At 63.1% G+C, this 19306-nt stretch carries 15 protein-coding genes; 2 read left to right on the plus strand and 13 right to left on the minus strand.

Going from position 1 to position 19306, the window contains the following annotated elements; translation table 11 throughout:
- Window positions 1–966, plus strand: a complete 966-nt coding sequence (locus tag G5315_RS11775) for an ABC transporter permease (protein ID WP_021230728.1) — start codon at window positions 1–3, stop codon at window positions 964–966.
- 265 nt (window positions 967–1231) lie between these two features.
- Here the strand turns inward: G5315_RS11775 and G5315_RS11780 are convergent, their stop codons facing one another.
- Window positions 1232–3223 carry a bifunctional 2',3'-cyclic-nucleotide 2'-phosphodiesterase/3'-nucleotidase gene (locus tag G5315_RS11780; protein WP_335832612.1) on the minus strand — a complete coding sequence of 664 codons (1992 nt, stop codon included), beginning with the start codon at window positions 3221–3223 and terminating at the stop codon, window positions 1232–1234.
- A 364-nt stretch (window positions 3224–3587) separates the two neighbouring features.
- Between G5315_RS11780 and G5315_RS11785 the strand changes: the two genes are divergently transcribed.
- Window positions 3588–4529 (plus strand): hypothetical protein, encoded by a 942-nt coding sequence (locus G5315_RS11785; RefSeq protein WP_421236184.1) that lies wholly within the window; start codon window positions 3588–3590, stop codon window positions 4527–4529.
- A gap of 81 nt (window positions 4530–4610) precedes the next feature.
- Here G5315_RS11785 and mgtE read toward each other — a convergent pair whose 3' ends face one another.
- The 12 genes from mgtE to hslU all read right to left on the minus strand — a co-directional run bounded on the left by mgtE (window position 4611) and on the right by hslU (window position 19259).
- Entirely contained in the window at window positions 4611–6035 is a 1425-nt protein-coding gene (gene mgtE / locus G5315_RS11790; RefSeq protein WP_421323878.1) for a magnesium transporter, read from the minus strand.
- Between the two features lie 147 nt (window positions 6036–6182).
- Window positions 6183–7583 (minus strand): siroheme synthase CysG, encoded by a 1401-nt coding sequence (cysG, locus tag G5315_RS11795; protein WP_421333089.1) that lies wholly within the window; start codon window positions 7581–7583, stop codon window positions 6183–6185.
- Between the two features lie 12 nt (window positions 7584–7595).
- Window positions 7596–8408, minus strand: coding sequence for a nitrite transporter NirC (nirC, locus tag G5315_RS11800; RefSeq protein ID WP_421333090.1), 813 nt, complete (start codon window positions 8406–8408; stop codon window positions 7596–7598).
- A 57-nt stretch (window positions 8409–8465) separates the two neighbouring features.
- Window positions 8466–8783, minus strand: a complete 318-nt coding sequence (gene nirD / locus G5315_RS11805; RefSeq protein ID WP_421333091.1) for a nitrite reductase small subunit NirD — start codon at window positions 8781–8783, stop codon at window positions 8466–8468.
- Between the two features lie 100 nt (window positions 8784–8883).
- A complete protein-coding gene (gene nirB, locus G5315_RS11810; protein ID WP_421333092.1) occupies window positions 8884–11430 on the minus strand; it encodes a nitrite reductase large subunit NirB in 2547 nt (848 codons plus the stop codon).
- 295 nt (window positions 11431–11725) lie between these two features.
- Window positions 11726–12814, minus strand: a complete 1089-nt coding sequence (locus tag G5315_RS11815; RefSeq protein WP_005355575.1) for an ABC transporter permease — start codon at window positions 12812–12814, stop codon at window positions 11726–11728.
- Between the two features lie 3 nt (window positions 12815–12817).
- Window positions 12818–13927: an ABC transporter permease gene (locus tag G5315_RS11820; protein ID WP_421333093.1), complete on the minus strand. Its 1110-nt coding sequence runs from the start codon at window positions 13925–13927 to the stop codon at window positions 12818–12820.
- Window positions 13924–15693: an ATP-binding cassette domain-containing protein gene (locus tag G5315_RS11825; protein ID WP_421258800.1), complete on the minus strand. Its 1770-nt coding sequence runs from the start codon at window positions 15691–15693 to the stop codon at window positions 13924–13926. The genes G5315_RS11820 and G5315_RS11825 overlap by 4 nt, the downstream gene beginning before the upstream one ends.
- Window positions 15690–16658: a secretion protein HlyD gene (gene hlyD, locus G5315_RS11830; RefSeq protein ID WP_421333094.1), complete on the minus strand. Its 969-nt coding sequence runs from the start codon at window positions 16656–16658 to the stop codon at window positions 15690–15692. Before hlyD ends, G5315_RS11825 begins: the two co-directional genes overlap by 4 nt.
- Window positions 16655–17296, minus strand: coding sequence for a TetR/AcrR family transcriptional regulator (locus tag G5315_RS11835; protein ID WP_421333095.1), 642 nt, complete (start codon window positions 17294–17296; stop codon window positions 16655–16657). The genes hlyD and G5315_RS11835 overlap by 4 nt, the downstream gene beginning before the upstream one ends.
- A gap of 146 nt (window positions 17297–17442) precedes the next feature.
- Window positions 17443–17787 (minus strand): hypothetical protein, encoded by a 345-nt coding sequence (locus tag G5315_RS11840; RefSeq protein WP_335837535.1) that lies wholly within the window; start codon window positions 17785–17787, stop codon window positions 17443–17445.
- A 143-nt stretch (window positions 17788–17930) separates the two neighbouring features.
- Entirely contained in the window at window positions 17931–19259 is a 1329-nt protein-coding gene (gene hslU, locus G5315_RS11845) for an HslU--HslV peptidase ATPase subunit (RefSeq protein WP_005340773.1), read from the minus strand.
- Window positions 19260–19306 lie beyond the last annotated feature (47 nt).

Here is a 19306-nt window from a genome sequence, read left to right on the forward strand (position 1 = left end):
ATGTTTGAAATTCTGATCCTGATGCTGGATGCGACCATCCGTACCGCGCCGCCCCTCATTCTCGCCGCCATGGCGGGCATGTTTTGCGAGCGCTCCGGGGTGGTCAATATCGCGCTGGAAGGCAAACTGCTGGCGGCAGCGTTCGCCAGTGGTGCGGCGGCGGCGGTCTCCGGTTCTGCCTGGATAGGTCTGGGTGCCGGGGTGGGTGTCTCTATCCTGTTTGCTCTGATGCACGGCTTTGCCACCATCACCCACCGCGGTGATCAGGTGGTGAGCGGCATGGCCATCAACATTCTGGCGGCCGGTCTGACCGTCACCCTGGGCCGTTACTGGTTCGATCAGGGTGGCCAGACTCCGGCACTCTCCGGTGATGCCCGTTTCGCCCCCATCGATCTGCCCTATGCCAAGGAGCTGTGGGATGTGCCGGTGATCGGCCAGCTCTACAGCGAGCTGCTGAGCGGCCACTCCCTGCTGGAGTATGTGGCATTTGCCTGTGTGCCGCTGGCCTGGTGGGTGATGTTCCGTACCCGCTTCGGTCTGCGTCTGCGGGCGGTGGGTGAGGCGCCGGCAGCGGTCGATACCGCTGGTATCTCTGTGGTGCGGATGCGCTATACCGCGCTCCTTATCGGCGGCCTGCTGGCCGGTATCGGTGGCACCTATCTGGCGGTGGCCCAGACGGCCCAGTTCATCCCCAACATGAGTGCGGGCAAGGGCTTTATGGCACTGGCGGCGCTGGTGTTCGGCAAGTGGCGCCCCTGGAATGCCATGGCCGCCTGTCTGCTGTTCGGCTTCCTCGATGCGGTCGCCATTCGTCTGCAAGGGGTCAGCATCGGTGGCTTCGCCATTCCGGTGCAGGCCATCGAGGCACTGCCCTACATCCTGACCGTGTTCCTGCTGGCCGGTTTTATCGGCCGTGCGGTGGCGCCGAAGGCGCTCGGTACCCCCTATGTGAAGGAACGGGAGTAGCGCCCTTTATCGCGATACTCCCGATCACACAGATAACAGCAGGCCCACTTCGGTGGGCCTGTTTTTTTATGGGCGGAATGGGGCAGACCAGCCGGGATCTGGATGGTGTGATAGAGGGAGGCGATGGCGTGAAGGGATAAAGGGGCTGCGTGAACTGCCGCAGGTAGCGGCTGGCGTACAAGAGCTGACCCTCTGCCTGCACCATCAAAAACCCCCTCGTATCAGGAGGGGGTTGCAGAGGTTATTGCCGGATTAACCCTGAGGCTCAGGGTGCCAGCACCAGCTTGTAGACGCCAAAGCCGGGGTGTTTGGCATCGGTGGGCGGCAGCGTCTCCACATAGTTCAGCTTGCCACCGGTCAGGGCTTGCGCCTCGCTGCGTGGCGAGCTGTAGATGCGCAGATCCAGATTGGCGGGCAGGGGGGCCAGCTGCCAGTTGTTGTCTGCCGGGGGCTCGAAACCGGCCGGATTCTTCTCTGCCAGATCCTTGAGGTATTCGGAGAGCACTTCGCGGGTTTCGAACTGATCTTCATGGACGATCACCTTGGCGTTGATGCCCGGGAAGTTGCCACCACCGCTGGCGCGGTAGTTGTTGGTCACCACGTAGAACATCTGGGCCGGGTCGATTGCCTTGCCCTGATAGGTCAGGTTGGTGATGCGATAGCTGTCGCTCACCTTGTTGCCATCCACATCGTAACGGGCGGGTTTGGTCACATCGACCTGATAGTTCACCCCGTCGATCACGTCGAAGTTGTAGGTGCGGTACTTCTCGTTCACCAACCACTGGGTAGCGGTGCTGGCGGCATCGATCTTGTTGAACTGAACGGCGCTCTTCTCCAGCCACTCCTGTACGGTCGAGCCATTGATGGCGACCACCTGCAGGGTATTGGGGTAGACATAGAGGTCGGCCACGTTGCGCAGGGAGATATCGCCAGCCGGTACATAGGTGAAGTCGGTCGGGCCGTTGCGACCGCCGCGGAATGGCGCGGCGGCGGAGAGGATGGGCCATTTCTCCTTGAGCTGACCATCCTGTTGCAGTTTCTTGGCGTGCCACAGCTGGGCGTCGCTGACGATCTGGATGGAGGGGTCATCCTGCACCAGCGCGAAGAAGCTGTGGATCGGCTTGGTGATCTTGCTGAGGGGCTCGTCCAGCCACTGGTTGGCCTGCTCGTGCTCGGCAATGACCTGATCGACTACCGCCTGATCTTCGGTGCTGGTGGCACTGCTGTCGATTTTGCGCAACTGGGACTGGCTGGAGGCCACTTCCCAGCGACCCTCTTTCCAGGTCATGTGCAGGTCGATGATGCCGAGGTGATTGCCCCAGACGCCCGGCATCACGGTCGGTACGCCCGCCAGGGTGCCTTTCTCGTTGTCCACATCGGTCATGTTGGGGTAGTCGCCCGGGAAGGTGCGGTGGGCGTGGCCCAGCAGCAGGGCATCGACCCCCTTCACCTTGGCCAGCGGCAGGGCGGCGTTCTCCATCATGGGTTCGCGCGGGTCACCTATGATGCCGGTATGGGCCACGACCACGACGATGTCTGCGCCCTTGGCGCGGATTTCGGGTACATAGTGCTCGGCGGTTTCGACCATATCGGCCACCACCACCTTGCCTTCCAGATTGCGCTTGTCCCACTGGGTGATCTGGGGCGGGGTCAGGCCCAGCACACCGACCTTGATGGTCTGGGTATTGCCGTTGGCATCCTTCACCTGACGATCCAGCACCACATAGGGTTTGAACTTCTGCTTGCTCCAGTCGATGGTGCCCTTGCCATCACGGCTGAAGGCATCGGCCTGGAAGACGTTGGCGTTGATGTAGGGGTAGTTGGCCCCTTTCAGGGTCTCTGAGAGGAAGTCGAGACCGAAGTTGAATTCGTGGTTGCCCAGGTTGCCGACATCATAGCTCATGGTGTTGAGCGCCTTGATGGCGGGATGGGTCTGCTTGCTCAACCACTGCTGTTTGACCTGCTGGTCGTGGATATAGTCGGCCAGCGGGGTGCCCTGGATCAGGTCGCCGTTGTCGATCAGCAAGTTGTTGGCGTTCTCTTCGCGGGCCTTGCGGATCAGCACTGCGGTGCGGGCAAAGCCCAGCGAGGCATCCGGCTTGTTCTGGTAGTAGTCGTAGCTCAGCAGGTTGGAGTGGATATCAGAGGTTTCGATCAGCCGCAGGGTGAGATCACCGGGGGCCTGAGAGTTGTTGTCGTCACAGCCGGACAGCAAAAAGATAACTGCCACCGCGCTCAGTTTGAGGGTGGTTTTCATTGTTGAATTCTCTTGTTATGGGTATGCCAGCGTGGAGCATTCTATCGATAGCAAAAGAATCCTATTGTGAGCCGGCTGGCAATTCGGGTTAATTGCCTTCCTGTTAATAGAGTTATGGCTCTGATTTTAATCTCTTTTTTTTATCTTTCTTCAGGGCCGCCACCCTCAATGCTATTTCACTGTTAGTCACCCTGTTGTCGTCACCGCTGTGCGGTCGGGGCAAGCGGAGCGGTCTGCCGCTCCTGCGAGGCTGTAATGGTTGGTTACAGATCTCCATTCGACTGATAGATGACCTTTCCCTTAAATTCAGCGGCGATTGATTGCATCTAAAAAATTACAAAGCGACAGCAAGGAATAAAACTTCATGAAAATGCACAACAAAGCGCTGCTGGCCATCGCCTGCGCTGCGGCCCTGTCTGCCTGTGACAGCGAAAAAGCTGCCAACAGCATCGCCAAGCGGGTGCCTCTGGCTCTGCCGGAGGCGGGTCTTTACCAAGCGAATCTGATGAGCCGCGACGGTGACAAGGCGACGCCGCGCATGATCAAGGATCTGGATGGTCTGGCGCTGGTCTACCCGAAGGGTGAAACCGTGCAGTACTGGGGTGTCTGGGTGGATCATCAGGTGGGCAAGGTCGAGACCAACAGCCAGTGGCTGGGTCAGGCTGACCAGAAAGCCGACAAAGACGGGATCTACCCGGTGCAGTTGATCCGCAACAGCGAGCGGCTCGGCACCAGCACGGCGCTCAGCTCGGTGACCAACGACCACAACCTCATCACCTTCCAGGATCAGCCGGTCATCGATCTGCAGGGCAAGGAGATCAAGCGCTGGGTTTTTGATTTCACCCGGACCGGCACCAAGTTCTCCGACAACTCCCCCATCTATTCCGGTTTCAGCGGTCATGTGGCGGTGACGGCCCTGACCACCAAAGCGGTGACCACGGCCAGCTGGGGTGCCACGGACAGCGATGGCTTCAGCAGCGACATGGTGGGCAAGGTGGATACCACCAACAACGGCGGCAAGCTGACGGTAGCGATCGAGTTTCCGGCGGCAGGTTGTACGCTGGTGGGCGAGGGGAGTGCCACTGCCGGGTTGAGCAAGCTGACCATGACCGGATTTGGCAAGTGCAACTTCAAGCAATCCGCTGCCGCCACGCCGATCGAAAACCTCTGGAATGCCGCTCTGGCCCGGGCGATGGATAACAGCGTCGCCTATGTCACCACCTATACCACGGATGCCAAAAAAGAGGCGCTGGTCATCGGCTTCCCCGACACCAATGGCCTGCTGATCACCGCTGACAAGCGGTAAGCAGCCCAACGGCAGGGGCGGGCAAACACGCCTGAAACAACAAGGGAGCCAGTGGCTCCCTTGTTGTTTTCAACGCACGGTTTACAGCAGGAACAGGGTCGCCAGCCCGAGGAAGATAAAGAAGCCGCCTGTGTCGGTGATGGCGGTGATCATCACGCTGGCACCGACTGCCGGGTCGCGGCCGAGGCGGGTCATGGTCATGGGGATGATGACCCCCATCAGGGCGGCCACCAGCAGGTTGAGCATCATGGCCAGGGTCATCACGGCGCCGAGCGCCGCATCCTGATAGAGCAGATAGGTGGCGATGCCCATGGTGCCGCCCCACACCAGCCCGTTGATAAAGGCGACGCCAAGTTCCCGCAGCAGCAGGAAGGAGAGGTTGCCTGCCTGAATGTGCTGCAGCGCCAGCGCCCGCACTATCATGGTGATGGTCTGGTTACCGGTGTTGCCGCCGATCCCGGCGACGATGGGCATCAGGGCCGCCAGTGCCACCAGTTGGGAGATGGTGTGCTCGAACAGGCCGATCACCCGCGAGGCGACAAAGGCGGTGCAGAGGTTGATGGCAAGCCAGGCCCAGCGGGTCTTGACCGCCTTGGAGACGGGCGCGAATACGTCTTCATCCTCGCTGATACCCCCCATCCGGCGCAGGTCGGTGTCACTCTCCTCATAGACCAGATCCACCACCTCTTCGACGGTGAGGCGGCCCATCAGCTTGCCCTTGCCATCCACCACGGCGGCGGAGAGCAGGTCATCCCGCTCGAAGGTGCGGGCGGCCGCTTCGTCGTTATCCTCCGGATCGAAGGTGACCGGATCCCGCTCCATCACGTCGCTCACCAGGGTGGCGGGCTTGTGCAGCAGGACAGTGGTGAGGGCCAGCTCCCCCAGCAGGTGGTTGCGCCGGTCGATGACGAACAGCTTGTCGGTGTTGGCGGGGATCTTGCCGCGCAGGCGCAGATAGCGCTGCACAGTGGCGAGCGTCACCTCGGGGCGGATGGTGATGATCTCGAAGTCCATCATGGCGCCGACGGTGTGCTTGCCGTAGCGGATCACCTCGCGCACCCGATCCCGCTCGGCGGGGGCCATGTAGGTGAGCAGCCGCCCCATCAGGTTGCGCGGCAGGTACTGGCCCAGATAGATTTGGTCGTCGATATCTAGGGAGCGCAGGGCGTGCAGCAGCTCCTTGTCGCTCATCCCGCTGATGAGGCTGTCCCACACCGTCTCCGACGCTTCGACCAGGATCTGGCCGCGCTTCTCCTCCTCCACCAGCGCCCACAGGGCATGACGCTCATCGGGCGGCAGCGACTCCAGCGCATCGGCGACGTCGGCGGCGGGCAACCCGTTGACCAGCGTGGTGAGTTCGCTGGTCTGATCGCGCTGTTCGGCATCCTGCACCACCTGCGGATCGAGCAGGCTGTCGGTGAGGGCATCATCGCGCAGCAGCAGGGTGAGAATGCGGGATCTGTCATCCGCGCGCTGCCGGGCGCTGTTCTTGATGGGAAGAGACATGGGATGAATTCCTGAGATGGTAGCCAAGGGCTCAATGCCCATAGGATACCAGACTTAAAACAACAGGTTATGACCGTGATGGGAGAAGAGGGGGGGTAAAAGTGAGGCCACCTGCTGGTGGCCTCATGGTGAGTTGCCGAGGATCCCTCAGGCGAGGGCTCGCTGGCGCTGCGGGGCCTCGCCAAACCAGGCGAGCCGGTCGGCCAGGGTCACCACCGAGCCCACCATGATCAGCGCCGGGCTTTCGACCCCCACCGCCAGCGCGGGTAGCTCATCGAGAGTGCCGCGAATGACCCGCTGGCAGGGCTGGGTGCCGCGCTCGATCAGCGCCACCGGGGTGTCGCCTGCCTTGCCGTGGGCCAGCAGCTGTTCACGGATGGTGGCGCAGGAGGAGAGCCCCATGTAGAACACCAGAGTCTGTTTGTCCTTGGCGAGCAGCGGCCAGTCGAGATCCCGGGCGCCCCCCTTGCCGTGGGCGGTGATGAAGCGCACGCTCTGGGCGTGGTCGCGATGGGTCAGCGGAATGCCGGCGTAGGCGGCGCAGCCGCTGGCCGCGGTGATCCCCGGCACCACCTGAAAGCCGATGCCAGTGCCGACCAGCGTCTCCAGCTCCTCGCCGCCACGGCCGAAGATGAAGGGGTCGCCCCCCTTCAGCCGCACCACCCGTTGCCCCTGCTTCGCCTCCTCCAGCAAGAGCTGGTTGATCCCCTCCTGCGGCACGCAGTGGTTGCCCGCCTGCTTGCCGACGAAGATGCGCTTGGCATCCCGGCGCACCAGCGCCATCACTTCGTCCGAGACCAGCCGGTCGTAAACCACCACGTCCGCCTGCTGCATCTGGCGCAGGGCGTGCAGGGTGAGCAGACCCGGATCGCCGGGGCCCGCTCCCACCAGCACCACCTCGCCTCCGGTCTGGCTTTCATCGGCAAACAGGCTGTCGGCCAGCTGGTTGGCAGAGGCGCTATCCCCCCGCGCCAGCGCCTGACCGAGCCGATCCGCCCCGAGCAGCCGCTCCCAGAAGCGGCGCCGCTCCCCCATGCTGGCAAAGCGGGCCTTGACCCGCTCCCGCAGGCTGCCGGCAAAGGTCGCCACGGCCCCCAGATGTTGCGGCAGCAGGGCTTCCAGTTTTTCCCGCAGCAGCCGGGCCAGCACCGGGGCCTTGCCGCCGGAGGAGATGGCCACCATCAGCGGCGAGCGGTCGATGATCGACGGCATGATGAAGCTGGAGCGTTTCGGGTCATCCACCACGTTGGCAAAGATCCGCGCCTGATTGGCGCTTTGGTAAACCAGCGCATTCACCTCGCGCCGATCGGTGGCGGCCACCACCAGCCACTTGCCCGCCAGTTGCTCCGGCGCGAATTCACCGGCCAGCCATTCGATGCTGCCGTTGGCAGCCAGTTCCGCCAGCTCGGGGTCGAGCTCGGGGGCGACCACGGTGAGCTGGGCACCGGCATCCAGCAGCAGGCGCGCCTTGCGCTCCGCTACCTCGCCGCCGCCGACTAGCAGCACGGGTTTGTTGTCGAGTCGGCAAAAGATTGGCAAGTAGTCCATGGGGCCTCCGGATCAGGCGGTTTGGGTCTGGCTGGCGGTGGTGGTGGCGTCGCTCACCGCGACCGGGCGCTCAGCCTTGGGGGTGGCATACCAGTAGCCGAGGCCCATAAAGAGGGCACCGGAGACTGTGTTGCCCAGGGTCACCCACAGCAGGTTGTGGCCGATGCCGCCCAGGGTGTAGGCCTCGGAGTGGGCGCCAAACCAGGAGAGAGCGAACAGGGTCATGTTGGCGATGGAGTGCTCGTAGCCGGAGGCGATAAAGGCCAGCAGGCACCACCAGATGGCGATGAACTTGGCGGCCCCTTCGGTGCGCAGCGCCATCCAGATGGCGAGGCAGACCAGCCAGTTGCAGAGGATCCCCTTCATAAACAGGGTCAGGGCCGGTGCCTGAGTCTTGGCCAGCGCCACCTTGTGCGCTAGGCTGCCCGCGTCCGGCAGCAGGCTGCCGCCGTAGGAGTAGATGAGCGCCACCACGATGGAGCCAATCAGGTTGCCCGCCCAGGTCTGCGGCAGGATGCGCAGCAGGTCGGCCATGGTGATCTTGCCGGTTTTCACCCCGAAGGTGAGGAACATGGTGTGGCCGGTGAACAACTCGGAGCCTGCGATGATCACCAGCGTCAGGGCGATACCGAAGGTGGCCCCCATCACCAGCGGCCGGATGCTCGGATCCACCAGGTTGCCGAGGGTGAAGATGAGGATGATGCCAAGGCCCACATAGGCCCCCGCCATGGCGGAGCTGAGCCAGAAGCCGAGTGTGTCGCTGCGCTCGAAGCGGTTGATGCGGGCCGCGTTGGCGGCGCACTTATTAATGGTTTCCGTGTACATCTTGTGAGTCCTTGAAAGGGCTGCCCTCAGGCAGCCCGAAAGAGAGTGAATTTGGCTTTAGACGGCGACCCAGACCTGCTGGTCGCGCACTTCAACGGGGTAGCTCTGCACCGACATCGCAGGATTGTCGAAACAGTGGCCATCGCTCAGACGAAAGCGCTGCTTCTTGAGCGGGCTGGCCACCCAGAGTTCGCCGTCGTGTTCGCAGATCAGGCCCCGCGACAGCACGTTGGCGGCGAAGAAGGGGTCCCGGTTGTCGATGGCGAACACCTCGGCGGCCACGCTCGGGCGGAACAGGGCGATCTGGCGCCCTTCCAGCAGGGCACAGACGCCGGTTCCCGGCAGGATGTCGTTGAGTTGGCAGGCAAGTTTCATCGTTTAATCTCCACCTCGAGTTGGATGGACTGGCTATCGAGCAGGGCGCAAACGTCCATGCAGCCCGGCAGGATGTCGTTGAGTTGGCAGGCTAATTTCATCATTTGGTTTTCACCTCGATCTGGTAGACGGGGATGCGCTCGGCCGGGGTGGCCGGTCGGTGCTGATCGCGCTCGGCGACGAACTGGACGTCCGGGTCGCGCTTGTCGCTGTTGATGAAGTGGCTGAAGCGCTTGAGTGCTTCCTCTTCGTTGAGGGTGCGCGACCATTCGCATTCGTAGCTATCGATCAGGGTCTGGATATCGCGCTCCAGCGTCTCGACCAGCCCCAGCTTGTCGTCGACGATCACCTCGCGCAGGTAGTCGACGCCCCCTTCCAGATTGCCGAGCCAGACCGAGGTGCGCTGCAGTTTGTCGGCGCTGGTGACGTAGAACATCATAAAGCGGTCTATCAACCGGACTAACGTCTCGCGGTCAAGGTCAGACGCCAGCAGGTCGGCGTGGCGCGGTTTCATGCCGCCGTTGCCGCCCACATAGAGGTTCCAGCCCGCGTCGGTGGCGATGATGCCGACGTCCTTGCCCTGCGCTTCCGCACATTCGCGGGTACAGCCGGAGACGCCAAACTTCATCTTGTGCGGGGTGCGAATGCCCTTGTAGCGGTTCTCGAGGAAGACCCCGAGGCCAACGCTGTCCTGCACGCCGAAGCGGCACCAGGTGCTGCCGACGCAGGTTTTGGCCATGCGCAGTGCCTTGGCGTAGGCCTGACCTGTCTCGAAGCCCGCCGCCAGCAGCTTGCGCCAAATGGCAGGCAGATCATCCTTCTGGGCCCCGAACAGGCCGATGCGCTGGGCGCCGGTGATCTTGGTGTAGAGCTTGTAGTCGCGGGCCACTTCGGCCACCGCCAGCAGCCCCTCCGGAGTCACTTCGCCACCGGCCATGCGCGGGATGACGGAGTAGCTGCCGTCCTTCTGCATGTTGCCGAGGAAGATATCGTTGGTGTCCTGCAACGGGATGTTGCGCGGGCTCAGTACATGCTCGTTCCAGCAGGAGGCGAGGATGGAGCCGACGGTCGGTTTGCACACCTCGCAGCCATAGCCCTGACCGTGCTTGGCCAGCAGCTCGTCGAAGCTCCTGATCCCCTCCACCTTGACCAGATGGAACAGCTCCTGACGGGAGTGGGGGAAGTGGGCGCAGAGGTGGTTGTTGACCTCGATGCCCTGCTTCACCAGCTCGGCGTTGAGCACCTGGCTGATGAGCGGCACACAGCCGCCACAGCCGGTACCGGCCTTGGTGTGCTGCTTGATGGCGGCCAGGGTGGTGTGACCCTCGGCGACGGCCTGGGCGATGTCACCCTTGGAGACGTCGAAGCAGGAGCAGATCTGGGCGCTCTCCGGCAGGGCATCCACCCCCAGCGTCGGCTTGGCACCGGCGTAGGCGGGCAGGATCAGGGTGTCCGGGTGGCTCGGTAGCGGCAGGGCGTTGAGCATCATCTGCAGCAGGTTGCCGTAATCCTCCACGTCACCCACCAGCACGGCGCCGAGCAATCGGCTGTTGTCTTCGCTCACCACGATCTTCTTGTAGACGCCGGCCTGATCGTCCTGAAACACATAGCTGTGGCTGCCCGGGGTGCGGCCGTGGGCATCACCGATGGAGCCGACGGAAACGCCGAGCAGCTTGAGCTTGGCGCTCATGTCCGCCCCCTCGAAACGGCTGTCGCCGCCGAGCAGATGGTCGACGGTGATCTGGGCCATCTTGTAGCCCGGCGCCACCAGCCCGAAGAAGCGGCCCTGCCAGGCGGCGCACTCGCCGATGGCATAGATGTCGGGATCGGAGGTGAGGCAGTGATCGTCGATGACGATGCCGCCGCGCTCGGCGATGGCGAGATCACCGTAACGGCCCAGAGTATCTTGCGGGCGAATGCCGGTGGAGAAGACCACCACATCCACTTCCAGCTGGCTGCCGTCGGCAAAGGCGAGGCGGTGTTTCGCCTGCTCGCCGCCATGCATCAGGATCTCGCTGGTGCTCTTGCTGGTGTGTACCTGCACGCCCATGGATTCAATCTTGCGGCGCAGCAGCTGGCCGCCCTGACCGTCGAGCTGCTCGGCCATCAGCACAGGAGCAAACTCCACAACGTGGGTCTCGAGACCCAGCGCCTTGAGGGCACCGGCCGCTTCAAGGCCAAGCAGGCCGCCCCCGATCACCACCCCGCTCTTGCTGCTCCTGGCGGCGCTGCGGATGGCTTTCAGATCCTCGATGGTGCGATAGACGAAGCACTCGTGGTGCTGGCTGCCCGTAATGGGCGGCATCCAGGGGTAGGAGCCGGTGGCCAGCACCAGCTTGTCGTACCCGACCACAGTGCCCTTGTTGGAGTGCACTTCGCGGTTGGCCCTGTCGATTTTTTTCACCGCTTCGCCGAGCAGCAGGCGGATGCCGTGCTTGTCGTAGAAACCGGGTTTGACGAGGGAGAGATCTTCGCTGGTGTGATGGGAGAAGTAGGAGGAGAGATGGACGCGATCGTAGGCGGGACGGGGTTCTGCACCGAAGACGGTGATCTCGTAGCGGCCCGGGTCGGCCCGCTCGATCAACTCTTCGATGAAGCGGTGCCCCACCATGCCGTTGCCCACAACGACCAGTCTGACTTTGCTCATGATTGCCTCTAGTTTGGAGTAATAAAACATCATTCTGGGGCTAGGCTACCCAGTCAGTCGGGGCGGGCAATTGATGCAAATCAAGTGTCTATTTATATATCTCGTCAGGGGTAATTCGATAAAATTCAAAGATATACAAAAATAGGTATACCAGTTGATGATTTCTGCGTTGGCTTGGAGTGAGGGATGGTGGAGAGCAAGAGCGCTTTAGCAAAAGCCGGGGAGTGAAAACTTCTGGCGGAAAATGGCCGGCCTCGCACTGGCGAGACCGGCATCAGCCGAGCAAGGCGGCACGTCAGGCGATATGGCGGCGGAACATGGCGAGCGCCAGCGACAGGGTGACGCCGGCGATGGCGAGCAGCGGCCAGAGCAGGGGCCAGGCGGCCGACCAGTCAAACCCCTTGAGGAAGACCCCCTTGAGCAGCACGATGAAGTGGGTGAGGGGGTCGATGGCCGCCAGCCACTGGAACACCTGCGGCATGTTCTCCACCGGCGAGATATAACCAGAGAGGATCACCGCCGGGACGGTGAAGGAGAAGACCCCGAGAAAGGCCTGCTGCTGGGTCGAGCAGAACGACGAGATGAAGAGCCCGATCCCGGCCAGTGCCAGCCCGTAGCAGACCATGCCCGCCATCAGCAGACTGAGGCTGCCGGCAAAGGGGAGGTGAAAGACAAAACGGGCGGCCAGCGCGACTATGCACCCTTGTCCCACCGCCACCATGATGCCGGGCACCGCCTTGCCCGCCATGATCCAGCCCGCGGTGAGGGGCGAGACCAGCAGCTGATCGAAGGTGCCCTCTTCCCGCTCCCGCGCGACCGAGAGGGCGGTGACAATCAGACAGCCGGTGGTGGTGATGATGGCTACCAGCGCTGGCAGGATATGCCAGTGGAACTCGACGTTGGGGTTGTAGAGGTTACGTACCGCCAGCTCGGGTTGCCCTTTGCCCTCACTTTGCCAGCGGGCGATAACCTGACTGATGTAGCCAGCCGCCACCTGACCGCCGTTGGAGCGACGGCCATCGATAATCAGCTGCACCTTGGCCGGTTCGCCCCGCGCCAGCCGGCGCGAGAAATCCCCCGGAATAATCAGCCCGAGCAGCGCCTGCTGCCCGGTGATGGCCTCGGTCATGCCCGCCTCGCCCTGCACCGGGATGATGGTGGTGAAGGCGGGCATATGGGTGAGGCGTTCCAGCAGCTCGCGGCTCTGGGCACCGCCATCCTGGTTGTAGATGGCCAGCGTGTTGCCGGTCACCTCCAGAGTGGCGGCGAACGGGAAGAGGGCGGTTTGCAGCAGCACCGGCATGATGAGCAGAAAGCGCCCCTGGGTATTGCCCATCAGGGCCTGCAGCTCTTTTCGGATCAGCCACCAGAGTCGGATCAGCATGGGTTACTCCAGAGTGCGCCGCGTCTTGCGGGCGGTCAGGGCCAGCCAGAAACCGGCCAGCAGCAGCAGACAGAAACCGTTGACCAGCAGGATCGAGAAGACGCTGCCCGCCTGATAGAGGGTCTGCAGGGAGCTCGCGAAGTAGCGGGCCGGAATGAGGTGGGTGATGGCCCGCAGCAGCGGTGGCATGCTGGCGATCTCGAACACGAAGCCCGACAGCATCACGGCGGGCAGAAACGCGGCGATCAGCGCTGCCTGCGCGGCGTTGAACTGGCTGCGCATCACGGTGGAGAGAAACAGCCCGAGTCCGAGGGCGCTGCCGAGAAAGACGCTGGTGACCAGAAAGAGCAGCAGCAGGGAGCCGCGCCACGGTACGCCCATCACCGCCACCGAGAAGAGCAGGCAGAGCAGCATGGCGATGATGCCAAGGCCGTAGTAGGGCAACAGCTTGGAGAGCAGCAGCTCCCCCTTGGTGACCGGGGTGGCGAGCAGCGCCTCCATGGTGCCACGCTCCCACTCCCGCGCCACCACCAGCGAGGTGAGCAGGGCACCGATGATGGTCATCACCACCGCAATGGAGCCCGGCACCAGAAAGTTGCGGCTCACCAGCGCCGGGTTGAACCAGGCGCGGCTCTCTATCGACACCGGCATGGCAACCCCCTCGCCGGCGAGCCACCCCTGCCAGATCCCCTGCACATAGTTGGTGACGAAGTTGGCGGTGTTGGGCTCGGAGCCGTCAGTCAGCAGCAGCGCCTGCGGCGTGCCATTGCTCTGACCGGCCATGGCGCGGGAGAAGCCGTCATCGATCACCAGCAGGCCGCGGATCTCGCCACGGGCCAGACTGGCGAGCAGGGACTCCCTGCTCGGGCCGCTGTGGATCTCCAGCGCGGTTGAGCCGCGCAGGGCCTGCTCCAGCCGCACCGCCGGGGCGCCGCTATCGGTACGCCAGATGCCGAGGCGCAGGTGGTCCACATCCAGATTGATGGCGTAACCCATCACCACCAGCAGCACCACCGGCATGATGAAGGCGATGAGGATGCTGCTTGGGTCACGGACGATTTGCAGCGTCTCCTTGCGGCAGAGGGCCAGCAGTCGCCGACGGTTGATGCTCATGCTTCCTCCTCGCTGGCCCGTTCGACCAGGGTGATAAAGGCCTCTTCCATTGTTGGCAAAGAACAGGTCGGCAAGGAGCCGGTTGGCAAAGAGGTCGCCGCCTCTTTGGCGGCCAGCCCCTTGAGATCGTCCGGAGTGCCGAGCGCCAGCAGCTTGCCGCGATAGATGAGGGCAATGCGGTCGCAATACTCCGCCTCGTCCATAAAGTGGGTGGTGACCAGCACTGTGACGCCGTGGTCGGCCAGCGCGTTGATGTGCGACCAGAACTCGCGCCGGGTCACCGGATCGACCCCGGAGGTGGGCTCGTCGAGAAACAGCAGCGGCGGCTCGTGCAGCAGGGCGCAGGCCAGCGATAAGCGCTGGCGCAGGCCGAGCGGCAGGGATTCCGCCTTCTGATCGAGCCAGGGGGCGAGGGCAAAGGCAGTCACCATGGCATCGATCCGCGTCTGCTGGTGGCGGCCGAACAGGCCGTAGATACCGGCGAAGAAGGAGAGGTTCTGGGCCACGGTGAGCTGCTTGTAGAGGGAGAACTTCTGCGCCATGTAGCCGAGGCGCTGGCGCGCCGCCGAGGGGCTGTGAGCCAGATCGATGCCGGTCACCAGCGCCTGTCCCTCGCTCGGGCGCAGCAGGCCGCACTCCATCTTGAAGGTGGTGGACTTGCCCGCCCCGTTGGGGCCGAGCAGGCCGAAGATCTCGCCGCGGCGCACCGCAAAGCTGACATCATCGGTGGCGGTAAAATCGCCGAAGAGCTTGGTGAGGTGGCGCGCCTCGATCACCGCCTCGGGGGAGACCCCCTGCGGCAGTTCGGCCTCCCGCATCCCCGCCGCCAGACTCGACTCCCCGCCGGGGCCGCCGCCGAGCAGGTCAATAAAGGCATCCTCCAGCCGCGGCTGGGCCGGTTGAAAAGCTCCGTTGGCCAGCTGCAGCTCCGCCAGCGGCGGGGGCGTCATGCCCGGGTGCAGCAGCAGGCGCACCCGCTCCCCCGCCACCGCGCCATCCATCACCGCCGGGTGAGCCAGTGCCCGGCGCAGCAGGGCGCGCCGCTCGCGGCCATCCAGTTGCCCCGCCTCCAGCAGCCAGCAGCGGCTGGCCATGGCTCCCATCAGATCGGCCGGCGTGCCGCTGGTGCGCACCTCGCCATCCGCCATCAGCAGCACGTGGTCGCACAGCTCCGCCTCATCGAGATAGGCGGTACTCCAGAGCACCGTCATCCCCCCCTTGGCCAGCTCGCGCACCATCTGCCAGAGGGCGCGGCGGGAGATGGGATCGACCCCGACCCCGGGTTCATCGAGCAGCAGCACATCCGGGGTGCCGAGCAGGGCGCAGGCCAGCCCGAGCTTCTGCTTCATCCCGCCAGAGAGCTTGCCTGCCGGCCTTGCGGTGAAGCGCGCCAGATCGGTGAAGGCGAGCAGCCGCGCGAAGGTGGGCGTGCGTTCGGGCTCCAGTACGCCGCGCAAGTCAGCGTAGAGGGTGAGGTTCTCCAGCACGCTGAGATCCTCGTAGAGGCCGAACTGCTGGGGCATGTAGCCGAGGCGCTGACGCAGCAGATCCCCCTCGCTCACCGGATCCAGCCCCAGCACCCGGATGGTGCCCGCTTCCGGGATCAGCAGACCGGCCAGCAGGCGCAGCAAAGTGCTCTTGCCCGCGCCGTCGGGGCCGACCAGCCCGGTGATACCACCAGCCGGAATGGTGGCCGAGATGGCGTTGAGGGCGACCCGCTCGCCAAAGCGTTTGGTGAGCCCCTCAAGGGAGATGGCGCAGCTCATGGCGCCAGCCTGACGGTGACCGGCATCCCTTGGCGCAGGGCCGGGTCGGGGTCCTGCACAACGATGCGCAGCCGGTAGACGAGGTGAGTACGCAGGTCAGGCGTCTCCACCGATTTCGGGGTGAACTCGGCGGTGGGCGAGACAAAGCCCACCACCCCGTGATAGGGCTGATCCGACCGCGAGTCGGTGGTGAGGGTCACCCTGGCGCCGCTCGGGAAGTGGCCGAGCCAGGGCTCCTCCACATAGGCGCGCACCCAGACCGGCGCAGTCAGGGAGAGATTGAAGGCGGTCGCTCCGCTCTGCACCATGCTGCCGTTCTCGATGGCGCGGCTGATGATGATGCCGTCGCTGGGGGCGGTCAGGCTGGCATCCGCCAGCGCCAGTTCGGCACTGGCGAGCGCCGCTTTGGCCCCTTCCAGTTGGGCATCGGACTGGGCAATCTCTTCCGGGCGGTAGCCGGTTTCGAGCTGGGCGAGCTGCTCGCGGGCGGAGCGCACCTGCGCCCGGGTCTGATCCCGCTGGGAGCGGGCGGTATCGAGCTGACCGCGGGAGATGGCGCCGGTGGCTGCCAATGCGATCTGGCGGCGCCACTGCTGGTCTGCCTCCAGTGCAGCGGCTTCGGCGGCGGCCAGTGCGGCCCGGGCGCGGTCGGTCTCTTCGCTGCGATAGCCTTTGTGGATCAAGGTGTTGGCGGCAGTGAGCGCAGCCAGATTGGCGCGGGCGCTGTCGCGGCTGTGGGTGAGGGGAATCGGATCGAGGCGGGCCAGCAGTTGACCGGCTTTTACGCTATCGCCCTCATCGACCAGCACCTGATCGACGCGACCGCCGACTCGAAAGGCCAGATTGACGTCGCGAATATCGACATTGCCGTAAAGGATGGAGCCGTCGGCGGGGCGCCCCTGCCACCAGAGGTAGCCACCGATAACGGTTAGCAGCAGGGCTACGATTGCAATGCGTTGTTTCATGCCGCTTCTCCTTCTTTCATGTCGGTGGGGCGCAGGCCGCGCAGGGCCCATACCAGCCGTTGTCTGGCGGCCTCAGGGCTGTCTATCTGACTCAGAAAGGGGGCGGCCTGTTCGGGCAGCCAGCCGAGCTGACGACCGCTGCCTGCGATCACCAACGGCAGGCCGACCGACCCCATGATGAAGATCATCAGCTGGAGCGGGTGACCCGCGACCAGCGACCCTTCCGCCTGTGCCATCCGTACCTGCTCGATCAGCAGCAGGGGATGACGGCGTGGCAAGCTGAGCAGAAAACGTTGGGCCGCCCCTTCACCCGCCAGCGCATCGCCAAACAGGTGGTTGATAAAGCCGCGTTGGCGCGCCACCAGCCCGATCAGCGCCTGCATGGTGGCCTCGAACATGGCGATGGCAGAGGGGTAGGAGCCTTTGGCTGCCACCGCCTTGAGCTCGTCATAGAGGGGGGCGTACCAGAGCTCCACCAGCTCGTCGATAAAGGCATCGCGGTTGCCGAAGTGATAGACGAAGGAGCCAAGGTTCACCTCGGCCGCCGCCGCCAGCTCGCGCACCGTCAGGCCGCGCAGCCCCTTCTCGGTGGCGATGGCGAGGCCGGTATCGAGCAGTTTCTGCCGGGTTGGATTCATCTTTCGGGTTCCTGCTGCACAGATTTCGATCTGATTTATACATATGTATAAATCAACCGCACAGAAGTAGATAGATCTTTTTTTGAGCAAATTTCAGCGGAGATGAAAAAGGACGCCTCCACACAGGGAGGCGTCCATGATGTCGCTTATTGGCTGGTGTCCCAGTCAGTAAACTCGAGATACCAAGTGTCGTGGGTATTGCCGACAATAGAGCCACGTTTACCGATCTTTTTTCTTAATGTAGCGATGCACGCAGATTCAAAATCCAAGCTGTATCTTCTTTGCCGAGATATTGAGTCAAGCCATTGCCAATCACTGCTGCCTGGATTGATGCTCAGGCGAATTTTTTGTCCTGTGCCTCCGAGTTGGATTACTCCGCCACCCTGTGATCTGCTCAAAATAAGTGGCACAAGGGGGCCGTCCTCATGGATCTCAATGAAATCAATCTGACGACCATTTACTGTCACAATATCAGGTTCACGTTCAGTCATTGGCATGCTCCATTAAAGAGGAATATAAATAATATCAGTGCCTTAGTTGACAGTCCCGTCAATGGCTGGAGAGGATGGTTAGGGGCATTAAAATGCAAAACGCCCCCATTTCTGGAGGCGTTTTTTTACAAACGGAACTGCGCTTACAGAATAAAGCGGCTCAGATCTTCATCCTCGACAAGCGCACCTAGGTGGGCGTTGACGTAGTCGGTGTCGATGACAAAGGTCTCGCCGGACTTCTCGGAAGCGTCGTAGGAGATATCTTCCATCAGGCGTTCCATCACGGTGTGCAGGCGGCGGGCGCCGATGTTCTCGGTACGCTCGTTAACCTGCCACGCCGCTTCAGCCAGACGGCGGATGCCATCCTTGGTGAACTCGATGTTGACCCCTTCGGTGGCCATCAGCGCCTTGTACTGATCGGTCAGCGAGGCGTTCGGTTCGGTCAGGATGCGCTCGAAGTCATCGGTGGTCAGGGCGGTCAGCTCGACCCGGATCGGCAGACGGCCCTGCAGCTCGGGGATGAGGTCGGACGGCTTGGCGATCTGGAAGGCGCCGGAGGCGACAAACAGGATGTGGTCGGTCTTGACCATGCCGTGCTTGGTGTTGACGGTGCAGCCCTCGACCAGCGGCAGCAGGTCGCGCTGTACCCCTTCACGGGAGACATCGGGGCCCGAGCTCTCGCCGCGCTTGCAGATCTTGTCGATCTCGTCGAGGAAGACGATGCCGTTGTTCTCGACTGCGGCGATGGCTTTCTGCTTCAGCTCTTCAGGATTGACCAGACGGGCCGCTTCCTCTTCGATCAGCGCCTTCATGGCCTCTTTGACCTTGATCTTGCGCTTCTTCTTCTGGTTCTGGCCCAGATTCTGGAACAGCCCCTGCAGCTGGTTGGCCATCTCTTCCATGCCCGGCGGGGTCATGATTTCGACGCCCATCGGGGAGGCGGAGAGCTCCAGCTCGATCTCCTTGTCATCCAGCTGACCTTCCCGCAGTTTCTTGCGGAAGATCTGGCGGGTGTTGGAGTTGTCGGCTTTCTCTTCCTCACCCCAGGTGTTGCGCGGGTTGGGCAGCAGGGCGTCGAGGATGCGCTCTTCGGCGGCTTCCTCGGCGCGATATTTCATCTTCTCCATCTCGGTTTCGCGCACCAGCTTGATGGCGGCATCGGTCAGATCGCGGATGATGCTATCCACTTCCTTGCCGACATAGCCCACTTCGGTGAACTTGGTCGCTTCCACCTTGATGAAGGGGGCGTTGGCCAGCTTGGCCAGACGACGGGCGATCTCGGTCTTGCCGACACCGGTCGGGCCGATCATCAGGATGTTTTTCGGGGTCACTTCATGGCGCATCTCTTCGTTGAGCTGCATCCGGCGCCAGCGATTGCGCAGGGCAACGGCAACGGCGCGCTTGGCATCGGCCTGACCAATGATGTGTCTGTCCAGCTCGTGGACGATTTCTCTCGGGGTCATCTCGGACATGATGGTGTTCCTGTATCCGGGGCGGGCAGTGCCCGCCCCTTGGGAAA

The sequence above is a fragment of the Aeromonas sp. 603607 genome (genome assembly GCF_049171595.1).
In the GTDB taxonomy this organism is placed as follows: domain Bacteria; phylum Pseudomonadota; class Gammaproteobacteria; order Enterobacterales; family Aeromonadaceae; genus Aeromonas; species Aeromonas veronii.